Annotated in this window: 18 protein-coding genes and 1 tRNA gene; 10 read left to right on the top strand and 9 right to left on the bottom strand. The window is 48.7% G+C overall.

Annotated features, from left to right (window positions below; translation table 11 throughout):
- Positions 1-295: 295 nt before the first annotated feature.
- The 6 genes from NC994_RS10600 (at position 296) to NC994_RS10575 (ending at position 8843) form a co-directional block, all read left to right on the top strand.
- A complete protein-coding gene (locus NC994_RS10600; protein WP_190410950.1) occupies positions 296-514 on the top strand; it encodes a TOBE domain-containing protein in 219 nt (72 codons plus the stop codon).
- Positions 515-618: 104 nt separating this feature from the next.
- A complete protein-coding gene (locus tag NC994_RS10595) occupies positions 619-789 on the top strand; it encodes a hypothetical protein (RefSeq protein WP_190410951.1) in 171 nt (56 codons plus the stop codon).
- 247 nt (positions 790-1036) lie between these two features.
- The gene (locus tag NC994_RS10590; RefSeq protein ID WP_190435121.1) at positions 1037-1330 is read left to right on the top strand and encodes a hypothetical protein; all 294 of its coding nucleotides are present in this window, start codon (positions 1037-1039) and stop codon (positions 1328-1330) included.
- Between the two features lie 27 nt (positions 1331-1357).
- Positions 1358-1792, top strand: a complete 435-nt coding sequence (locus NC994_RS10585) for a heavy metal-responsive transcriptional regulator (protein WP_190435118.1) — start codon at positions 1358-1360, stop codon at positions 1790-1792.
- The gene (locus NC994_RS10580; protein WP_190435115.1) at positions 1789-2883 is read left to right on the top strand and encodes a WD40 repeat domain-containing protein; all 1095 of its coding nucleotides are present in this window, start codon (positions 1789-1791) and stop codon (positions 2881-2883) included. Before NC994_RS10585 ends, NC994_RS10580 begins: the two co-directional genes overlap by 4 nt.
- Positions 2884-2975: 92 nt before the next feature.
- Complete coding sequence (locus tag NC994_RS10575; protein WP_190435112.1) at positions 2976-8843, top strand: PAS domain S-box protein; 5868 nt, start codon at positions 2976-2978, stop codon at positions 8841-8843.
- Between the two features lie 6 nt (positions 8844-8849).
- On the opposite strand, the gene NC994_RS10570 is transcribed toward NC994_RS10575, so the two are convergent.
- The 4 genes from NC994_RS10570 to NC994_RS10555 form a co-directional block, all read right to left on the bottom strand.
- Positions 8850-9050, bottom strand: a complete 201-nt coding sequence (locus NC994_RS10570; RefSeq protein WP_190426623.1) for a hypothetical protein — start codon at positions 9048-9050, stop codon at positions 8850-8852.
- A 22-nt stretch (positions 9051-9072) separates the two neighbouring features.
- Positions 9073-9156 (bottom strand) — tRNA-Leu (locus tag NC994_RS10565).
- Entirely contained in the window at positions 9135-10010 is an 876-nt protein-coding gene (locus NC994_RS10560) for a M48 family metallopeptidase (RefSeq protein ID WP_190426626.1), read from the bottom strand. The genes NC994_RS10565 and NC994_RS10560 overlap by 22 nt, the downstream gene beginning before the upstream one ends.
- 364 nt (positions 10011-10374) lie before the next feature.
- Positions 10375-10794 (bottom strand): hypothetical protein, encoded by a 420-nt coding sequence (locus tag NC994_RS10555; protein ID WP_190435108.1) that lies wholly within the window; start codon positions 10792-10794, stop codon positions 10375-10377.
- Between the two features lie 9 nt (positions 10795-10803).
- On the opposite strand from NC994_RS10555, the gene NC994_RS10550 reads away from it, so the two are divergent.
- On the top strand, positions 10804-10974 hold the full coding sequence (locus tag NC994_RS10550) for a hypothetical protein (protein WP_190435105.1): 171 nt from the start codon (positions 10804-10806) through the stop codon (positions 10972-10974).
- A gap of 24 nt (positions 10975-10998) precedes the next feature.
- On the opposite strand, the gene NC994_RS10545 is transcribed toward NC994_RS10550, so the two are convergent.
- The gene (locus NC994_RS10545) at positions 10999-11355 is read right to left on the bottom strand and encodes an iron-sulfur cluster assembly accessory protein (RefSeq protein WP_190410960.1); all 357 of its coding nucleotides are present in this window, start codon (positions 11353-11355) and stop codon (positions 10999-11001) included.
- 298 nt (positions 11356-11653) lie between these two features.
- On the opposite strand from NC994_RS10545, the gene NC994_RS10540 reads away from it, so the two are divergent.
- The 3 genes from NC994_RS10540 to NC994_RS10530 all read left to right on the top strand — a co-directional run bounded on the left by NC994_RS10540 (position 11654) and on the right by NC994_RS10530 (position 15408).
- Complete coding sequence (locus NC994_RS10540; protein WP_190435102.1) at positions 11654-13306, top strand: hypothetical protein; 1653 nt, start codon at positions 11654-11656, stop codon at positions 13304-13306.
- A gap of 136 nt (positions 13307-13442) precedes the next feature.
- Positions 13443-14912, top strand: a complete 1470-nt coding sequence (gene zds, locus NC994_RS10535; protein WP_190435098.1) for a 9,9'-di-cis-zeta-carotene desaturase — start codon at positions 13443-13445, stop codon at positions 14910-14912.
- Between the two features lie 49 nt (positions 14913-14961).
- Entirely contained in the window at positions 14962-15408 is a 447-nt protein-coding gene (locus NC994_RS10530; RefSeq protein WP_190435095.1) for an SRPBCC family protein, read from the top strand.
- Positions 15409-15501: 93 nt separating this feature from the next.
- Here NC994_RS10530 and NC994_RS10525 read toward each other — a convergent pair whose 3' ends face one another.
- The 4 genes from NC994_RS10525 to NC994_RS10510 form a co-directional block, all read right to left on the bottom strand.
- Complete coding sequence (locus NC994_RS10525; protein ID WP_190435092.1) at positions 15502-17157, bottom strand: site-2 protease family protein; 1656 nt, start codon at positions 17155-17157, stop codon at positions 15502-15504.
- A gap of 27 nt (positions 17158-17184) precedes the next feature.
- Positions 17185-17424, bottom strand: a complete 240-nt coding sequence (locus NC994_RS10520; RefSeq protein WP_190435089.1) for a 2Fe-2S iron-sulfur cluster binding domain-containing protein — start codon at positions 17422-17424, stop codon at positions 17185-17187.
- A gap of 73 nt (positions 17425-17497) precedes the next feature.
- A complete protein-coding gene (gene cobQ / locus NC994_RS10515) occupies positions 17498-19003 on the bottom strand; it encodes a cobyric acid synthase CobQ (protein WP_190410966.1) in 1506 nt (501 codons plus the stop codon).
- Between the two features lie 192 nt (positions 19004-19195).
- Positions 19196-19603, bottom strand: a complete 408-nt coding sequence (locus NC994_RS10510) for an Npun_F0494 family protein (protein ID WP_190426582.1) — start codon at positions 19601-19603, stop codon at positions 19196-19198.
- Positions 19604-19757: the final 154 nt, after the last annotated feature.

Raw genomic sequence — 19757 nt, 5'->3', positions numbered from 1 at the left:
GAAGGAGCGAGTGAGAAATTGGACTGACAACTTCTCAAGTAAAACGGTTTTTGGTTTGGGTAATTCGCGCATCGATCGGGAGGGGCAGCCGATCGGGAATGAGGTATCGAATGAGGTATCGATCGCTCCCCTCTCCCTTTACTCCTGAAGTCTCTTTATTCCTGAAACTCTCTCTCGCCCCTGATCCCCATCATTACTTATTTATTTAGGAGTCCCAAAAATTTTCGGATTACTTCACAAAAATGCTGCAACAATCAAGACGGCTACCTTATCCAAAGGATTTGGAAACACCAATATGACGATGCAAATTAGCGGACGGAATCAACTCAGGGGTAAAGTGACTGCGATTCAACTGGGTGATATCCTCGCCGAGGTGACAATTCAGGTGGGAGATAACTTAATTGATGCGGTGATTACTCGTCGTTCGGCAGAAAATCTGCAAATTTCAGTTGGCGATGAAGTGAGTGCCCTGATCAAGGCGACCGAAGTCATGGTGATCAAAGAGGTTGATTAGCAACTGTGTTTGCTTTGCTCTTGACTCAAGGCTTAGCACCTCTACAATAGAAGACAATCTATAACGAATTGTAAACCTCTGAAGGGGCAAGGATTGCCAAAGCCATGACACAACTTCAACCTACGACCACTCCTAAGCTGGAAGAACCCAAGTTAGGCTTCAATGATTACGCAGAGCGATTGAATGGTCGAGCCGCAATGATCGGCTTTTTGCTAATGGTGCTCATTGAATATGTCACGGGTCAAGGAGTGCTATCCTGGCTGGGCTTGCAATAAAAAAGCGCTCTTCTTTTGTCTAGTCCTTCGGAATCGGCAACCCGTCCAGGCTTTCCTCGGTCTAGCACAACAAGTACAAGAATTTGTCTCAGGATACAGGATGTAGGGTTCTGCCCTTGCCGAAAGGTGGGATGAAGGATGAAGTTTAGAATCCAAAAATGATTCTGGCTTGTGCCGCCTGACTCCTGACTCCTGAATGAGATAACCTGAAATTAGATTAAAGAATAACGGAATAGAGCAAGTCGTGATGAATGCTTTGTGGCCTAGATTTTTAAAGTCAGCCTATCGTAAAGAGCCAATTTCCAGCTTTGTGGTAATCGTTGGTGCTGTAGATGCAGTGATTGGCGGCGTAGATGAAAGCTGGGGTTTGTTTAGTTTCGGAGTCTTGACAGTAGGGGCAGCGATCGCTCTGCGCTGGTGGCAAACGCAGGGGAAAGAAGTCGAACCAGTCCCCCAAACGGCAAAACACTTTCTTCCCCCCCCAACCTCTCGTCCTGTCCTGCCCATGCTGAGTAACTCCAAACACCATCCAAAACAGTAACCCTTTGGGTGGGAGCTTCCGAAAACCATGATTGGCACTTCTGTTTCAATTGAATGGCTTAAAATCGGTGAAGTTGCCGCTCGGAGTGGTCTGCCTGTCAAAACCATTCGCTATTACGAAGATATTGGTCTGTTAGCACCGACGGTGAAGCGGACACCTTCCGGCTATCGTCTTTTTAATCGTGAGATTGTTAATCGACTGGCATTCATCAAGCGATCGCAAGCACTCGGACTTACTCTCAGCGAAATTCAAGAAATTTTAACAGTTCACGATCGGGGGCAGTTACCCTGCGGTGCCTTGAAGCAGCTTTTGCACGCGAAAGTAGAGGCGATCGCAGACCAAATTGAATCGCTAGAAATCCTCAAGAGCGAGCTAGAAGGGCTAATCTCTGGTTGGCAAGACCGACCGCCCGCTCACCACATCGATCATACTATCTGCCCCAATATTCAATCAGCACCATGAAACCTCCGGCTCGGAAGGCAAAAGTAAAAAGGCATTTATACAAAGAAAAATTTCTGAGTTTTGCATTTTTACCTTTTAGCTTTTATTGTTTCGCCCTTACCAGTCAGCCTCTCCCAGCCGCCGCCAAAACAATAATCCAGGAAGCTGAAGCTGTTCCGTCTGCCCCAGCCCAAAACCTGCCTCCTGAAGCTTGGAGAAACGTTAAACTCCTCCGTACTCTCAAGGGTCACAACGCGACAATTGATTCCTTGACCTTCACTCCCGACGGGAAATTTCTGATCAGCGGTGGGAGCGATAATGACGGCAGAATAAAATTTTGGTGGGTGAGAAGTTGGAAAGAAGTGGGTAGCCTTAGGGCGCATAGTCAGGCAGTGATGACCCTTGCCATGAGTCCTAATTCAGAAATCTTGGCGAGTTGTAGCAATGACTCCTCGCTGAATTTATGGAATTGGAAGACTGGCAAATATACTCGGACTTTTCTGGATCATACGAGTAATATTCTGTCAGCGGCGATTACCTCGGATAGTGAAATGCTGGTGACGGGTGCTTTGGATGGGATTCGAGTCTGGAATTTGAGAACGCAGCGCCCGATTTACAACCTGGTGCGTTTCGATAACCAAACTTATGCAGTTGCCCCAAATCCAAATGGGGAGATTCTAGCAAGCGGCGGCAAAGATACTGCGATTAAGGTCTGGGATCTCCAGAATGGAAGATTTCTTGACTCATTGTCGGGACATAGCGGTGCAATCAGTACTTTAGCGTTCACGCCGGATGGAAGTACGCTGATCAGTGGCAGCTACGATCGCACCATCAAAGTCTGGGATTTTAATAGCGGACGATTGCTTTACACCCTTTCAGGGCATACAGGTTGGATTCGGGCGATCGCGATCGCTCCTTCTGGACAAGTTATGGCTACCGCGAGTCAGGATGGAGTCCGCTTGTGGAACTTGAGAACGGGCGAACTGATTGCTTTGCTGGTCGGACATTCCGATTGGGTGAAATCGGTTGCCTTTAGTCCTGACGGGCGAACTCTGGCGAGTGGGGGGTTTGACAGAACCATTAAAATTTGGCAAGTCGGCTCTGTTCCCTAAACATTCATTAAGTGTGCGATCGCGGCAACTTTTAGTTCGGTTTATGGGAAAACTAAGTTCAGTTCCATCTGAGACGAAGGAAGTAAACCAAAGTGTTGACTCACAATCGCGACAAAGGAAAGAGCCTAAACGGATACGAGTGGGCAGAGGCGGGTTTCTTCAATCTCTCGCTGGATCTGCTTTGTATCGCCGGACTTGATGGCTACTTCAAGCACCTGAACCCTGCCTGGGAAAAAACTCTGGGTTTTACGAAGGAAGAACTCTTAAGCCAATCGTTTATGGAGTTGGTTCACCCGGAAGATTGGGAAGCAACCATCACCGAAGCGCAGAAGCTTGCTACAGGCGCGGAAACAATCTCTTTTGAGAACCGCTACCGATGCAAAGACGGCTCCTATAAATGGCTATTATGGACTTCTGCGGTCTCCACTGAAGAAGGTTTGCTGTATGCAGTGGCTCGTGACATTAGCGATCGCAAAGCGGCTGAAGAAAAACTCCTCAATTTAAGAGCTGTCTTGGAGAATGCCGTCGAAGGAATTTCCCGGCTAGACACTCAAGGGCGCTACGTTACCGTTAATAAAGCCTACGCCAATGCAGCGGGTTACGAACCTGAAGAAATGATTGGCATGGAATGGCAGCGAACGGTTCATCCGGAAGAGATCGACAAGCTGATCGCTGCTTACCACAAAATGTTGGTGGATGGCAAGGTAGAAGCTGAAACGAGAGGCATCCGTAAAGATGGCTCTATTTTTTATAAGCAAGTGGTGATGATCTGCGATTACGACCAAGAGCAGCGATTTATCGGTCATCACTGTTTTATGAAAGACATCACCGAACGTCACCGAACCGAACAAGAGCGATCGCAATTAGCTAATCACATCCAATTGCTGCTGCAATCGACCGGGGAAGGCATCTACGGCATAGATTTACAGGGACGTTGTACCTTCATCAACAAAGCGGCGGCTCAGATGCTGGGATACCAGCCGGATGAAGTGATGGGCAAGGATATGCACGAGTTAATCCATCACAGTCGCCCCGATGGCTCCTTCTATCCCAGTGTTGAGTCTCCGATTTTTTGTGCTGTTCGCAACAGGAACAGTTGCCGAATCGACAACGAAGTTCTATGGCGGCGGGATGGAGCTGCTTTTGCTGCCGAATATTCGGCTTATCCGATTTTTGAGGGAGAGGAAATCAAAGGGGCTGTTGTCACCTTCGTTGATATCAGCGATCGCAAGTTAGCAGAGTCAGCACTCAAACAGGCGAATGAAGCCCTCGAAATCCGAGTCGAGGAACGCACCGCCCAATTAAGGCATACCCTCCAGCAGCTAGAAGACGAAATAACTGAGCGCCAGCGGGCAGAGAAAGCTTTATACAAAGAAAGAGAATTCTTAAATGCATTGCTCAATAACTTGGCAGACGGCATTGTCGCTTGTGACGCCAATGGAGTTTTAACGCTATTTAATCGAGCGACACAAGAGTTTCATGGGTTGCCGGAACAAGCTCTTCCTGCCGAGCAATGGGCTGAACATTTCGATTTATATCTGCCTGATGGGAAAACACTGATGAAAACGGAAGATATTCCGTTGTTTAGAGCGTTTCGGGGAGAGACGGTTCGGGAAGTAGAAATGATCATCGCCCCGAAGCAAGGAAAAATCCGCACCCTACTCGCTAGTGGACAAGCGATCGTTGATGCTCAGGGAAAAAAACTAGGTGCAGTTGTGGCGATGCACGACATCACCGAGCGCAAGGAAGTAGAAGCGGCTTTACAACAGAGTGAGTTACGACTCAACAGTATTCTAAATTGCCTTAAAGATTTGGTGTGGTCTATTTCAGCCACCACCTATAAAACGCTGTTTATGAACCCAGTGGCTGAGAAGTTTTATGGGCGGTCTTACTCGGAGTTCTTCAACAACTCCAACCTCTGGCTGGAGGTTATTCATCCAGAAGATCGCGAACTCGCCCTTGCCTATAACCACAGGGTTATGCAAGAGGGCAATGGTGAACTGGAGTACCGAATTATCCGACCCGATGGCGAAGTGCGATGGGTTTACAGTCGAGCCTGGATGATTTATGACGAGCACGGTACTGCTACCCGCATGGATGGTCTGTCCACCGATATCACAGATCGCAAGCAAGCCGAGGCAGCTCTGAGCGAAAGCGAGTCGCGGCTCAACAGCATTCTAAATTCGCTGAAAGACGTGGTGTGGTCTGTTTCAGCCAGCACCTTTGAAGTGCTTTACCTCAACCCAGCTACCGAGAGTGTTTATCAACGCCCAAGACAAGATTTCTTTGACAACCCCCAAGTGTGGTTTGATAGCATTCACCCCGAAGATCGCGATCGCGCCTTTGAATACAACCGTCAGGTTATAGTCGAGGGCAGCGGTGACATAGAGTACCGAATTCTCCGACCCGATGGCGAAGTTCGTTGGGTTCGTGACAAGAGCCGGGTGATTTACGATGAAACCGGGAAAGCTATTCGTATAGATGGTTTAACTTCTGACATTACCGAGCGTAAACAGGCAGAAAAAGCTCAGGCAAGACTGACCGCAATCTTAGAAGCAACACCTGACTTCGTAGGCATCGCCAATGCAGAAGGACGCGCCTTATACGTCAACAAGGCCGGTCGCCAAATGATAGGAATTGGTGAGAATGAGGATATCACAACGATGTATATCCCCGATTTCATGGCAGCTTCAGTCATCGACGGGATTCTGAACGAAGGGTGGCAGGCTGTTGTCAGAGAAGGTATTTGGAGTGGCGAATCAGCGTTGCAGCACCGGGATGGCAGAGAGGTTCCTATCTCCCAGGTATGGATGAGCCATAAATTAGAAAATGGGGAGGTTGAATTTTTCTCTACGATCGCCCGCGATATCACTCCTGCTAAGCGGGCAGAGGAAGCCATCCGCCAAAGCGAAACTAGACTTGCAGAAGCTCAAAAAATTGCCCATATCGGCAGTTGGGAATTCGATCTGGCGACTGGAGAAATCGCTTGGTCGGAGGAACTATTCCGCGTGTGGGGTATGGAGCCGAACCAACCCGTACCGACTTACGAAGAGTTGGTGCAAAAAATTTATCCGGATGACCGGGAAGTTTTTGTAAAAGCAGTTGAGCTAGCAATTACTGAAGGCAAGCCCTACGAATTCGACAATCGCACTTTGCGCCCTGATGGTTCGATTGGATATATGTTCTCCAAAGGGCAACCGATTATCAACTCTGAGGGTCGGGTCATCAAGCTATTTGGAACAGGACTAGACATCACCCAGCGCAAGCAACAAGAAGAAGCCCTACGACAAAGCGAAGAACTATACCGCGCCCTTGCCCGAAATTTCCCCGACGGTTCGGTGGCTTTATTTGATAAGGACTTGCGCTACCTGCTGGCAGATGGAAGCGAATTAGCCGCCATCGGGCTTTCCAAAGAACTTATGGAAGGAAAAACCCTATGGGAGGTTTTTCCTCCAGACACCTGCGAAACTGTGGAACCGATGTATCAAGCAGCATTAGCTGGTGCCATGACGGTTTCTGAAATCCCCTATGGCGAGCGCACCTATCTGTTGCAAATTCTGCCCGTCACCAACCAGCAGGGAGAAATCTTTGCGGGGATGACGTTGACGCAAAATATCAGCGATCGCAAACAGGCAGAGGAGGCGTTGCGGCAGCGGGAAGAACAATTGCGCCAGATTCTTCAGAATATGCCAGTTATGATGACTGCCTTCGATGCAGACGGAAACATCACTGTCTGGAACCGCGAGTGCGAAAGGGTTGCAGGCTACAGTGCTGCGGAAATTGTTGGCAATCCCAAAGCACTGGAGTGGGTGTATCCAGATCCCGCCTATCGCACATCAATGCTGACCATCTGGGCTGAACTTGGCAATAACTACCGTAACTGGGAATGGGAAATCACAGCTAAAGATGGAAGTGTCAAAACAGTAGCATGGTCGAATATCTCCGAGGGATTCCCCATTCCCGGCTGGACCACTTGGGGCATTGGTGTGGACGTAACCGAACGCAAAGCCGCTGAAGAAGCTCTAGCAGAGAAAGCTTGCTTAGCCGCGTTTCGTGCGGATGTAGACACTGCGCTGACTCAGGGCGATCGCTTGCAGGTGATACTGCAACGCTGCACCGAGGCTGTAGTCCAACATCTCGATGCCGCGTTTGCAAGGCTATGGACGCTTAACAGAGAGGAGAATGTATTGGAGTTGCAAGCGAGTGCGGGGATGTATACCCACCTTAATGGCTCTCATAGCCGCGTACCCGTTGGTCAATTCAAGATCGGCCTAATTGCCCAAGAGTGCCAGCCCCACCTGACCAACTCTGTGATTGACGATCCTCGTGTTGCTGATAAAGATTGGGCAAAAAGAGAGGGCTTGATCTCCTTCGCTGGTTATCCCCTGATTATCGAAAACCAGATATTAGGGGTTATCGCCATGTTTGCCCGGAAACCGCTTACCGAAGCTACGCTGGGGGCGCTAGAATTTGCAGCGGACGAGATTGCATTAGGTGTTAAGCGCCTACAGGCAGAGGAGGCGTTGCGACACTCGGAAGCACGATTTAGACAACTCGCTCAACGCGAGGCACTGCTCAACCGTTTGTCCAGCGATATCAGGAACTCCCTTGATGTCAGTACCATATTAGGAACGGCTGTGCAGGAGATCCGCAATTTGTTGCAGATTGACCGATGCCTGTTTCTTTGGTATCGACCATCAGCAGAACAACCAGTCTGGGAAGTGGTAAAAGAAGCGAAGATACCTACCCTGCCTAGCTTGCTGGGTCAATACCCAGCCCCAGCAAGTTCGCTAACTCAGAAGTTCACCAACTTGGAAATCCTCCAAGTTGACGATCTTGCAAACGCCAGCGATCCAGCCGAACAGGAACTCTATAGTGCTTCGGGCTACAATGCTATCCTATCGCTGCCAATTCAAGCTCCTTCTGGTGAGATTGGTGTGGTCAGTTGCATCCATCATCGTGGTTCTCGGTCTTGGAGTGGCTCGGAGGTGGAACTGCTGCAAGCGGTAACTGACCAACTCGCGATCGCGCTTTTCCAAGCCGAACTCTACACGCAAGCTCAAGACTCTGCACAGCAAGCTCAAGAAAAAGCTCACCAGCTACAGCAAACTTTGCACCAGTTGCAACAAACTCAAAGTCATCTGATTCAAAGTGAAAAAATGTCCAGCCTCGGTCAGATGGTTGCTGGTGTTGCTCACGAAATCAACAATCCTGTCAACTTCATCCACGGCAACCTCACCCACGCAAATCAATACAGCCAAGATTTACTGAATCTCCTCCAGCTTTACAAGCAGCACTATCCCAATCCAGTTCCGGAAATTCAAGATGAAATCGAGGCGATTGACCTTGATTTTGTGGTAGAAGACCTCCCGAAAATCCTAGGTTCGATGAAGATGGGGACAGACCGCATCCGTCAGATTGTCCTGTCGCTGCGGAATTTCTCGCGCTTGGATGAAGCCGCCATGAAGGCAGTGGATATTCATGAAGGGATTGATAGCACCCTCCTGATCTTGCAAAACCGACTGAGAGCCGCCCCCAACTATCCCAGCATTGAAATTGTTAAAGAGTATGGCAATCTACCGCTGGTGGAATGCTACGCGGGACAGCTCAATCAAGTGTTTATGAACCTGCTCAACAATGGGATTGATGCCCTAGAAACGCAGCCCGAACCGAGAATCATTACCATTCGGACTGAAGTGGGACGTGGGAAATCCCTTCCTGACCCTTATGTTTTGATTCGGATTGCTGATAACGGCCCAGGGATGACCGAGCCAGTAAAAGCTCGCCTATTTGATCCCTTCTTTACGACTAAACCTGTAGGGAAAGGTACAGGTCTGGGATTATCCATCAGTTATCAAATTGTGGTGGAAAAGCACGGTGGCACTTTAAAATGTGTCTCCAAACCAGGACAAGGAGCGGAGTTTTGGATTGAGATTCCAATTTCTCAAGGTCTAACTTAACTGGAATTATGCATAAAAAAAGAGAGGGAAGTTAATCTTCCCTCTCCTCGAATCTTTACTATTTTCAGATTCACCCTGGTCTTTTAGCTTCTTCCGCAACATCTTCTGTTGCTTTCTAATCTGTCTCGCCCTAGCGGAGCCACCTTTCCCTTTGTCGTTTCGTCCCTCTCGGCGGGGAGATTCCCACCGCTTGAGTCGTTGAGTCATGGTCGTTCTCTTGTGTAAAGAGTGGGCAGGGAGAGAATCGAACTCTCACGATCTCACGATCGTCAGATTTTGAGTCTGATGCGTCTACCAATTTCGCCACCCGCCCTTGGGTTTAGCTTCACTATTATAGCCTATCGAATGCTGTTGTAGCAAGGCTTGATATTCTTGACTGCTAGCCCAACGGTCAATTTCCCGCGCCCGCAGGACGGGTACTGGGTGGCTGAGTTGGGCTGTCTGCGCTTGTTTGAGCATTTCACCCAGCTGATTTTTACTGATATCGTCGTAAGCTCTCGCTTGAGCTAAAAAGGCTTCCAGATTCAGCTGCGGCGCAAGAATGGGTGAACCTCCAGCCAGTTTCATTAAGACGGAACTGACGACTTTAGAGTCTTGAGTGGCGAGAAGTGCAGCGCGATCGCAAGTAAATTCTGCACATCGCAGCCACTGTAGCATCTGTCCCCTCAAAGTTTCAGCGATCGCTGCACCCCAAGTCGGAATTAATCCTGCTGCTAACACCATAATATTGACGGGTGTCAGGTACACTCCATGCTCGCATTTTAGGTGTCCCAGTTCGTGGGCGATGACTGCCTGAATCTCTTCGGGTGTCAGCAAATCGATTAAAGAGGTGTGCAACACAATAAATGGCTGCTTTCCTCGCATGGCAAAGGTGTAGGCGTTTGGCGTGGGTGAGGAACGGACATACAGTTGCGGGGGTTCCAAATCTAATATTTGGCACGCTTCTAACAGTAGTTTATGCAGATGAGGCAGTTGTTGTTCGCCTACGAGGACGCCCGCCGCTATATTTTCCAAATAAAAAAACTGTTCTGCGAGGGGACCAAGCAGATTTCTGACCAGGATATCCATTCCCGGCAGTTGTTTTAAGGCGTTAGTCGCTTCTAAATCTAAGGGATGGCGAAATTTATCTGCCGAGAGACCAATTAAGGGTGTCCTTGAAGGCAACATGGAGGAAATCTCAAAAAAAAGAACTAAAACAAAAGAATTGATTGATGCGGTGCTAATCTCAGGGCGATCGTGAGATTAGATATCCCAAATTAGTATAGCGAGGGCGCTTTGTTTTTGTTTCTAAGCGGCGCATCTAACTATGATTTATTAATGCGATTTACAAAATATTGTACCTATTTTCTCTTCTTCTTCACCCAAAACTGGTATATTTTTATAATGGAATAGTTTTGCTTTTTTTTTAACGGCTAATATTTCATTATTTAAAACATATTATTCAGATTTAATTAAATAATTATATCCTGAAAAGCCCTAACTTCTTCAATATTTTACTTTCAAAGTTAGGGATTCTGAGGACAATTTCCAATTAGGTAAACAACCAGTTTTTTACCCGATTTAAACCCTTCCAGTCGGGTTTTCTCGCTAATCCATCCTCAAGACTTTCTTGGATATCGGGGCGTAATTCTGGATTAATCGCCAGAGAGCGCTGAGCTTCTTCAATGTGTTGCCGGACGCCGGTTTTCCCTTCTTCAAGCATCGCCAGAACTAGGTTAATGTGAGCCTGGGGATCTTGGGGATTTAACTTAACAGCTTTTTGAGCGGCTTTGTAGGCCAGAGTGGCTTGATCGTCCAACAGATACAGCCAGGATAGACAAATCCAGGCAGCAGTAAGTTTGGGGGCGCGATCGCAAATATCCTTGAAAACAGGAAGCAAAGTATCCGGGCCTTCTCCCGCTTTATAGCGTTCTAGGCCATTGTCAAAAAGGTCGTTAATTGGCTCGGTCATTTCTGAAAGATGAAAGATGTTAGCGATCGCGTAGCGGATGGCGGGCTAGATAGCGACGCTCTCTTCGCCGGATGCGTTATTTTACGGGGCAATGGGGGGTTGAATCCACCCTTATCTGGAAAGCAGGCGGGATACCTGCTTTCCAATCAGAAGTTTTTACAAACTGTAAGCCAAGCTTGAACTTAGACACCAAATGCAAATGACTTAGACTCCAAATGACTTACCGCAGCCACAGCTTTGAGCAGCATTGGGGTTTGTAAATTGGAAACCACCGCCAATCATGGCATCGCTATAGTCCAGCATCAGACCATAGAGGTATAGCATACTCTTGGGATCGCAGACAATTTTGAAGCCATCGTAGTCGTAGACTTCATCATTGTCCCGAATTTGACTAGGCTCTTCAAAATCCATCATGTACGACATTCCAGAGCAGCCACCTTGGCGGACGCCAACTCGCAGGCACAGATCCTTGCCTTGTTTCTCCCGCAGAGAGAGAACGTGTTTGAGGGCAGATTCGCTTAACTGGATGCCGCGTTTTTGCGATTGAGTAGCTTGTGTCATGGCGCTCTCGACTCCTAATTTGGTGTTTTATCTAGACGACTTGAGGAAGCCAGTCCACTAGGTCAATTTTATCGAAGATTCTTAACTTAACCGCAGACCGGCGAAGCGAAAAGCTTTTTATTATTTATGTTAACGATTAGGCGTTGGGGTTAGATAGAGCGATCGCGCAAGGATTGTATTGTGGTGCTTTCATCACTGCCAAGCATTAGTTTAGAGGAGGACGGCAGAGAGGCGATTAGTATTTAAAATGAGGATCTACAAAGCGCACGGTGTGTTGTTCCCCCAGTTGGCATAGTCTATGTCTGTTCTCACTCGCTCCACGTCTCGTCGGCTGCAAACTTTACAACAAATTCCTAGCGTCTGGGAAGGCGATCGCCGTCGATTATCTGCTGGGATGGCGCAAAGCTTAGAGTCGGATACTCAGACAGACAGCGAATGCATTGTTTGGGTGGATGGCGTCGAAGGAATGGTTCGAGCGATGGATGTCGTGACTTCCGAGACTGGGCCGGAAGCCGTTGTTCGCGCCCTGCTGCGAGCAATGGAACATCCCCACAGCCCTGCCAAGCCATCCCGTCCTCAGAAAATTGTAGTCCGACACAGAGAACTTCAGTTCTACCTGCGGGGTGTTCTTCAGGATCTAGACATTGCTGTTGATTATGTACCAGAACTGCCCCTGATTGACGAACTATTTCGCGGGTTCCAAGAAATCACCAGCACTCGCCCCCCCAAACTACCGCCTGAATATGCCGAGTTGCTGGTGCAAAAAGCTTATGAGATTTGGGACGATGCACCTTGGGAACTGCTTGCCGATCACCAGATTATCTCAATTGAGCTAAACCAGTGGGATGTGGAGACGCTGTACGCCTCGGTGATGGGGATGCTGGGCATGGAGTACGGCATTTTGTTGTATCGCTCTCTGGACTCTCTGAAACGGTTTCGCTCGTCGGTTTTGGCAAAAGAGTCTTTTGAGGAGCTAGAAGAAGCATTTTTAGGGCAAGATTGCTTGTTTGTCACCTTCGAGCAGGCTGAAGATTCCTTAGACGAAGATGAAGAGGACGAAGGCATTGATTTAGCTGACTTGCCGCTTTCAGAAATTCAACCCAATTTCGGAAATGTGCATCCGTTAGAGGGGATGCGACCCTTTTTATATGAGGAAGAAGCGATCGCAGTTTACGTGGCACTCGAAGCCCTCCATCGCTTTTTCCGAGCATCCAATCGGCAGCTGGCAGCAGAGAAATTCCCTACCTTGAGCAAACGCTACCGCATCGCCGCGCCGCTAGAGGCGGATCTGCAAAAATCGATTCCCGTTAAGGTGGCAACGGTTCCCGATGTGGCGACGGAACTGTTTGACATGGCAGAGGTGGCAGGGTTGGCAGAGGAGGAAGACAGCGATCTCGAAGAGATGATGCTGCCCCTGCGGGATGACTTAGTGCCCAAAGATTCTTTCCTCAGCTTGGGGATGATGACTTGGGAGAAAGTAGAGTTGCTGCGTAAAACCGTTGATTGCTATCAAGCGAAGGAAGCGATCGCGGCGGGAGAGGGAATGCCAGTGGTTTTGATTCAAACTTCCCGTCCCAAGGCAAAGGAATTGATTGAGCAAATCCAAAGCGCGGGAGGGTTGAAGGGAATTTGCTTTAATCCGGGAGAAGATCCTTTTGAAGGCGATCGCTATGACTTGGGAATTCTCCAAACAGAAAATGGCAATATGTACCTGTTTGGTGAATTTCAAGAAGACGATCCGATTCATAGCGAAGCTCGTCTCAAATGGGATCAGCGTTGTAAGAAAACCAAAGGCTACTGCGGCTTGATTGTGGCTAGGGGGCTAAAAGGCGCATCTAGGGGAAATCCTCAGCTAGGCGACATGATGGCTTTATTTGAAGCGCGATCGCTCTCTAGTAAAGATTTAGGATTGGGGTTGCTCCAGCTGATGCCTCAGTTTGAGTTCGAGTAAAGCGGCGAAGGGCTAGAGGAGATGGGACGCCGTGAGCGATCGCCAATCCCCAATTCCTTAATCCAGGCGATGAAAATCGGTAATCTTCTGCTGTCACCTGTTAAACTTTGTAAAGAAATTGAGAAGGACAGATGGCATGCGGGTTGCAATCGTCGGGGCAGGATTGGCTGGAATGGCAGCGGCAGTCGATTTAGTCGATGCCGGTTGCGAAGTCGAAATCTTTGAGTCTCGTCCGTTTGTGGGGGGTAAGGTCGGCAGTTGGGTGGATGCCGACGGCAATCACGTTGAGATGGGATTGCACGTCTTTTTTGGGAACTACTACCAGCTATTTGAATTGATGAAGAAGGTGGGGGCAGGTGACAATTTGCGCCTGAAAGAACATATCCACACCTTTATCAATCAAGGAGGCGTCACAGGTGCCTTGGATTTTCGCTTCATCACGGGTGCGCCTTTCAACGGATTAAAAGCATTTTTTACAACATCGCAGCTGTCATTGCAGGATAAAGTACAGAATGCGATCGCCCTTGGCAGCAGTACCATCGTGCGCGGTTTGGTAGACTTCGAGGGTTCGATGAAAACAATTCGCTCTCTCGATAAAGTTAGCTTTGCCGATTGGTTTCGCAGTCACGGTGGCAGTAATGGCAGCATCAAGCGGATGTGGAACCCAATTGCATATGCACTCGGATTTATTGATTGCGAAAATATTTCTGCTCGTTGTATGCTAACCATCTTTCAGATGTTTGCTGCTAGAACCGAGGCATCGGTGCTGCGAATGCTGGAAGGTTCTCCCGATGAGTATCTGCACAAGCCGATTATTGAATACATAGAAGCACGAGGCGCGAAAATTCACACTCGTCGCCGGGTACGAGAAATTCAATATACCGGCGAAGGCAACGAGACGCGAGTGACTGGCTTAGTGGTTGCTAAAGGCGAAACTGAAGAAACCATCACCGCAGATGCTTATGTCTGCGCCTGTGACGTACCCGGAATTCAGCGTGTTTTGCCGCAAGCGTGGCGTCAATGGTCGGAATTTGACAATATTTATAAGCTGGATACAGTGCCCGTCGCGACAGTGCAGCTGCGGTTTGATGGCTGGGTGACTGAGTTGCACGATGCCGAAGAAAGACACCAAGTGCATCATGCTGCCGGAATTGATAATCTGCTTTATACAGCAGATGCCGACTTTTCCTGCTTTGCTGACTTAGCTTTAACGAGTCCCTCTGATTATTACCGCGAAGGACAAGGTTCGCTGTTGCAGTTGGTGCTAACGCCGGGAGATCCGTTTATCAAAGAAAGTAACGAAGCGATCGCTCAACACGTCCTCAAGCAAGTACACGAGCTATTCCCTTCCTCCCGTGATTTGAACATGACTTGGTACAGTGTGGTGAAGCTGGCTCAGTCTCTCTACCGCGAAGCCCCTGGCATGGACCCCTATCGTCCTCCTCAGAAGACGCCGATCGCCAATTTCTTCCTTGCGGGTAGCTATACTCAGCAAGATTACATCGATAGTATGGAAGGGGCAACGCTGTCTGGGCGTCAGGCAGCAAAGGCGATTTTAGAAAATGTACAGGAATTAAAGGGTAAGAGCCAGTTGTCGGCAGTTTAGGGGAATAAACCGAAAAAACGCTGCATAGTGCGAAGGAAAAAAGAAGTAAATGGCTGAGTGGCTAGAGCATAGCGTGCAGGTAGAGGTGCCGGTTCCCATTGACGAGGTGTGGAACCTCTGGTCCGATCTGGAGCAAATGCCTCGATGGATGAAGTGGATTGACTCGGTTACAGTTCAGGATAATGACCCAACCTTGTCGCGCTGGAAACTTGCCACGGGTGGCTTAGAATTCACTTGGCTTGCCCGTATCGTGAAAAAGGTGCCTAACCAGATTATCCAATGGGAATCTGTTGGTGGATTACCCAATCGGGGTGCGATTCGCTTTTATGACCGGCACGGCAGTAGCATTGTTAAGCTAACGGTGGCTTACGCCATTCCAGGCTGGCTGGGCAGATTAATGGATAATCTCTTCCTGGGGCGCGTAGTCGAATCCACGATTCAAGCTGATTTGGATCGGTTTCGAGAATACGCGATTAAATCCCAAGGGAATACTTAGTAGTAATCACCCCTTCTTAAAAGCTGAGAGAGATTTTAGAGGGAGATATTAAGAAAAAGACGCAAATGCGATCGCATTTTCCATCTTCGCGGTTCAAGAACTTTGGGGTAGCAGCGTGACAAACGCAATCACCAATCCGCCAAATAAGCACATCAAATACACGCCTAACAACAACAGCCTGGTTCCCCAACTGGAATGGGATTCCCGACAGCGTTGGGCAATATCTTTGACCATTCTGTACTTCTGAGCAAAGGGTAGGGAACTGTAACCAGACTTGTTAAGCGTATGGAAAATAGCCATCAGTACGCTATCAGAATCGTCAGTTGATTGGGGCAGTTCTCGCCGCAGGATCTTCAGAATCTTGGCACTGCGAAAGCTAGCAGGGATGCTAAACGCAATTAAAAATCCGAGGAAAAGAAAAATACCAGTCCCCGGACTCATGCCGATAAAAACTAGCAACCCGACGGCGAAAAGTTTGAACAAAACATCGGTGTAGGGATGGCGGGAAAATATTAATAAATCTAGGATGCGTCCTCCATCCAAGGGCAAGATAGGAAGTAGATTGAAGTAGTTAATAATGACCAGAAAGCTGATTACTTCTTGCAACCCTAGGGAACGCTGGAGAGAATCGGGAATTGCCAGCGCGATCGCAACTCCTAAGATTATCCCTGGAACCGGCCCCGCCAGCAAAACTAGAAATTTTTCCCGAATCGTAGCATTTTCTTTGCGTCCGGAAGCCGCAGCACCAAATAAGGGCAAGAAGAAAATCGACGTATCTTTATAGCCGCATCCTCTCATTGTCAAAAAGTGTCCTAGTTCGTGCAAAAACAGGACGCCGACGAGAATCAGCAGTGTCTGCAAGTCGAAAAATGGCGTAAAGGAGATAGCAAACACGACCAAACTGCCAAGCAATAACCACGACTTTATCCCCTTCCTGGCGCGTCCCCGTTCGATTCGTTCCATCCGGCGGAATCCCTCCACTTCCACCGCCGAAGGAATCTCCACATACCGATAGGGTTCGGTTTTTGCCTTTTGCGTCCACTTTTTGACCAGAGTTGTATACTTGCCGCTATCCCGCCCCAGCTTAATCGCTGTTTTCATCGCAGCACTAAGATTAAGTTCTAGCAGTGGCGTTCCTTTAATCGGTGATAGCTGCCCTGATTTCACCAAGCTGTCTATGTAGGTGACATGATGCGATCGCAATGTCTCAATAAATGTCTTTGATGACATCGCGAGGGGCATTTTTGTAAGCGCCAAATGCTCAAGCTTGTCTTGATGGACTTGCCACTGTTCCTGGGTTTCTACCGCGTAAGGATCTTGGAGAATGGTATTGGGTATTTCCCCAATCACCCCGTAAGCCTGTCCATTCATTGTGTGTAACAGGACACCATCCTCAAAAAACGTAAGAAACTCGATCGTAAACAGCCTCACCGATTCCGGTAGGCTACGAATGTTTACATTGGCAAATGTTCTAAATGCCTCGTTGTATAGCACCATCCCCCAGCTTTTCGAGGCATCCAGGTAAATGTCATTAAAGCTGAAATAGGAATGGAACTGAAACCCTAGCTTTTCAAGTTCTGGTAACGGAATCTCAAATAAATCTTTGATATAAGCAGGGATTTCCTCGGCCCTCCGAATTTCGTAATCGATGTACTGTAGAGTCAAGCCTAAAAGTCGCTGAAAAAAAATCAAGTAGCGGCACGCTACTAGCAACCCATAGACTGCTAATCCGTAAAGCAAATATTCCATTAACGGCCCAATCCTGTGTGTAGTTTGCTACCAGACGGGGTCAACGTAGAGATTGATTGTTAATTGTTCGCACCCTGCCGGTACTGCTGTGATACAAGCACAGATGGTATGTCCGTCCGCTACCTCCACTTCGCAGGCGTGACACGAACCCATCAGGCACCCGGTGGGAATGAACACCCCAGCCCGTTCTGCTACCTGTAATAACGGTTCTCCTGCCTCAGCGTCAACCGTAATCTCGTCAGGTAAAAAAATTACACTTACGCTCATCAGTAGTTGGTAATGAGTAATGGGTATTTGCTAATGGGTAATGGGTGAAAAGCAATGACCCATTACCCATGCCTTAAGACAAAATAGGGTTTAAATCTAGGTGAGCTTCCACCGTATCTGCCAGCGAATCCAGAATGGTTTCTCGGTGTTCGCGGTAGTTGGCAACGCCTGTGGGGAGAGATGGAAGCCCCCGTTGCTGCCGTAGGTGATTTAACCAGGCTCTTCGCCAAGGGCCATTATCAAAAAGACCGTGGAGATAAGTGCCCACAACGGATTGAGTAGCATCGACAATCCCTAAACTCGGATCGTCAAATAGGGTTTTGTAGGAGTATTGCTTGGGTGCGTGTCCGGATGCCCCCATTCCTTCCTCTGAATCCAACAGCCGCGTGCGCCCTTGATGGATTTCATAACCGGCGACGGGTAAACCAGTTTGAGGATAGTTAGAAGTTACGAGTCGTTGGCGGGCAATTTTTTGGGCGGTAATTACGGTTTTTACGGGTAACAATTCCAGACCTTTGTAACGTCCGGTTTCACCTTCAATTCCTTCAGGATCGGCTAAAAATTTGCCTAGCATCTGGAAACCGCCGCAGATTCCCAGAATAGTACCGCCTGCTGCCGCGTAATTTTGAATTGCCTGCGCCATGCCGGTTTTTTGCAGCAGCATCAAGTCAGCGATGGTGGTTTTGGAACCTGGAATAATCACGGCATCCGGATGTCCCAAGGGTTCTCTGGGGCTAATGTATTTCACCGTAACGCTGGATTCTGCTTCTAGGGGGTCAAAATCGGTGAAGTTAGAAATCCGGGGAAGGCGGATGATGGCAATAGTGAGATCGCTGTGAGATTTGGTCGTGCGACGCTCAAACAAATCTAGGGAATCTTCGGCGGGCAAAGCTTGATCGATCCAGGGAATGACACCTGCAACGGGAATGCCGGTGCGTTCTTCTAGCCAGGTGATGCCGGAGTCTAAGAGCGATCGCTGTCCTCGGAATTTATTAATGACAATCCCCTTAATCAACGCCCGTTCTTCCTTCTCCAGCAACTCCAGAGTACCCACTACATGGGCAAAAGCGCCCCCCCGGTCGATATCCACGACCAGCAAGGTTGAGGCATTTAAATGCTTCGCTACCCGCATATTCGCCATGTCGCGGTGCTTAAGGTTAATCTCCGCTGGGCTACCCGCTCCCTCACAGACCAGTAAATCAAATTCTTCGGAAAGACGTTGCAGCGATTCTTCAATTGCCTGCCAACCTATATCAAAATACTGCTCGTAGTATTCCGCAGCACCCACTTGCCCGACGGATCTGCCCTTGATAATCACCTGGGAAGTCATGTCCCCTTGGGGCTTAAGTAAAATTGGGTTCATCTCCACCCAGGGCGTGACTCCCGCAGCCCAAGCTTGGACTGCCTGGGCATAACCAATTTCTCCTCCAGTGGGCGTTACATAAGCATTCAGCGCCATATTCTGCGCTTTAAAGGGAGATACTCGCCAGCCGCGCCGAGATAGAATCCGGCAAAGTGCTGCGGTTAGTAGAGATTTTCCTGCGTGGGATGTGGTTCCCACGACCATAATCGCTTTCATTTTAATAGTTTGGGGTTATAGGGAAGAGCAGGCAAGCAGGCAAGCAGGCGAAAGGCACAAAACAGGAGGGCAGGGAAAAATTCTTACTCAGTCCTCAGTCCTCAGTCCTCAGTCCTCAGTCCTCAGTCCTCAGTCCTCAGTCCTCAGTCCTCAGTCCTCAGTCCTCAGTCCTCAGTCCTCAGTCCTCAGTCCTCAAAACAACCGGAACCAACGATTTAAGGCATTATAGAAGCGATCGCTAAGAGAGGGGGCAGGCCACGAACCACCCTGAAGTTCCCATTTTTCAACCAATTGGCGTCCCAAAGGCGTGAGGCGAAAACTATCGGTGATTCCTTGACCATCCACCTCTCGCCGCAGAATGCCTACTTGAATCAGCCACAACAGGGAACTTTCTGCGCCTAGTTCCCGCACAGGATGGCGGGTGTACTGGTGTTGGACGCCTGAAGCACCAGCGATCGCTTGCAGGGGAACGCTGGTTGAGCGCATCGCTGCAAACAAAGGCAGGAGGAAGGGCGAACAGCGCATCGCTCGTTCGGCACGGGATACACTGCCAGGGGAATATTGAATCGACTGGGAGTTTTTTGCCTCAACAGAATTCATCTCTTCATCTAATGTCAGGAAACAGCAGAGGATTAAAAATTGCCATCTAGTCAATATCGATTATTTATTAACCGACTTTTAGCGATCGCACCCACAAGCTTTATGGTTTTAGCTGTAGACGCTCTCCGGCGCGTCTCGTTAGGAGACTGACTGC

Origin of the sequence: Trichocoleus sp. AS-A1, from assembly GCF_039962015.1 — a bacterium.
GTDB lineage: Bacteria > Cyanobacteriota > Cyanobacteriia > Cyanobacteriales > FACHB-T130 > FACHB-T130.
Note: the sequence above shows the minus strand (reverse complement) of the source record. Positions and strands in the feature narration are given on the sequence as shown.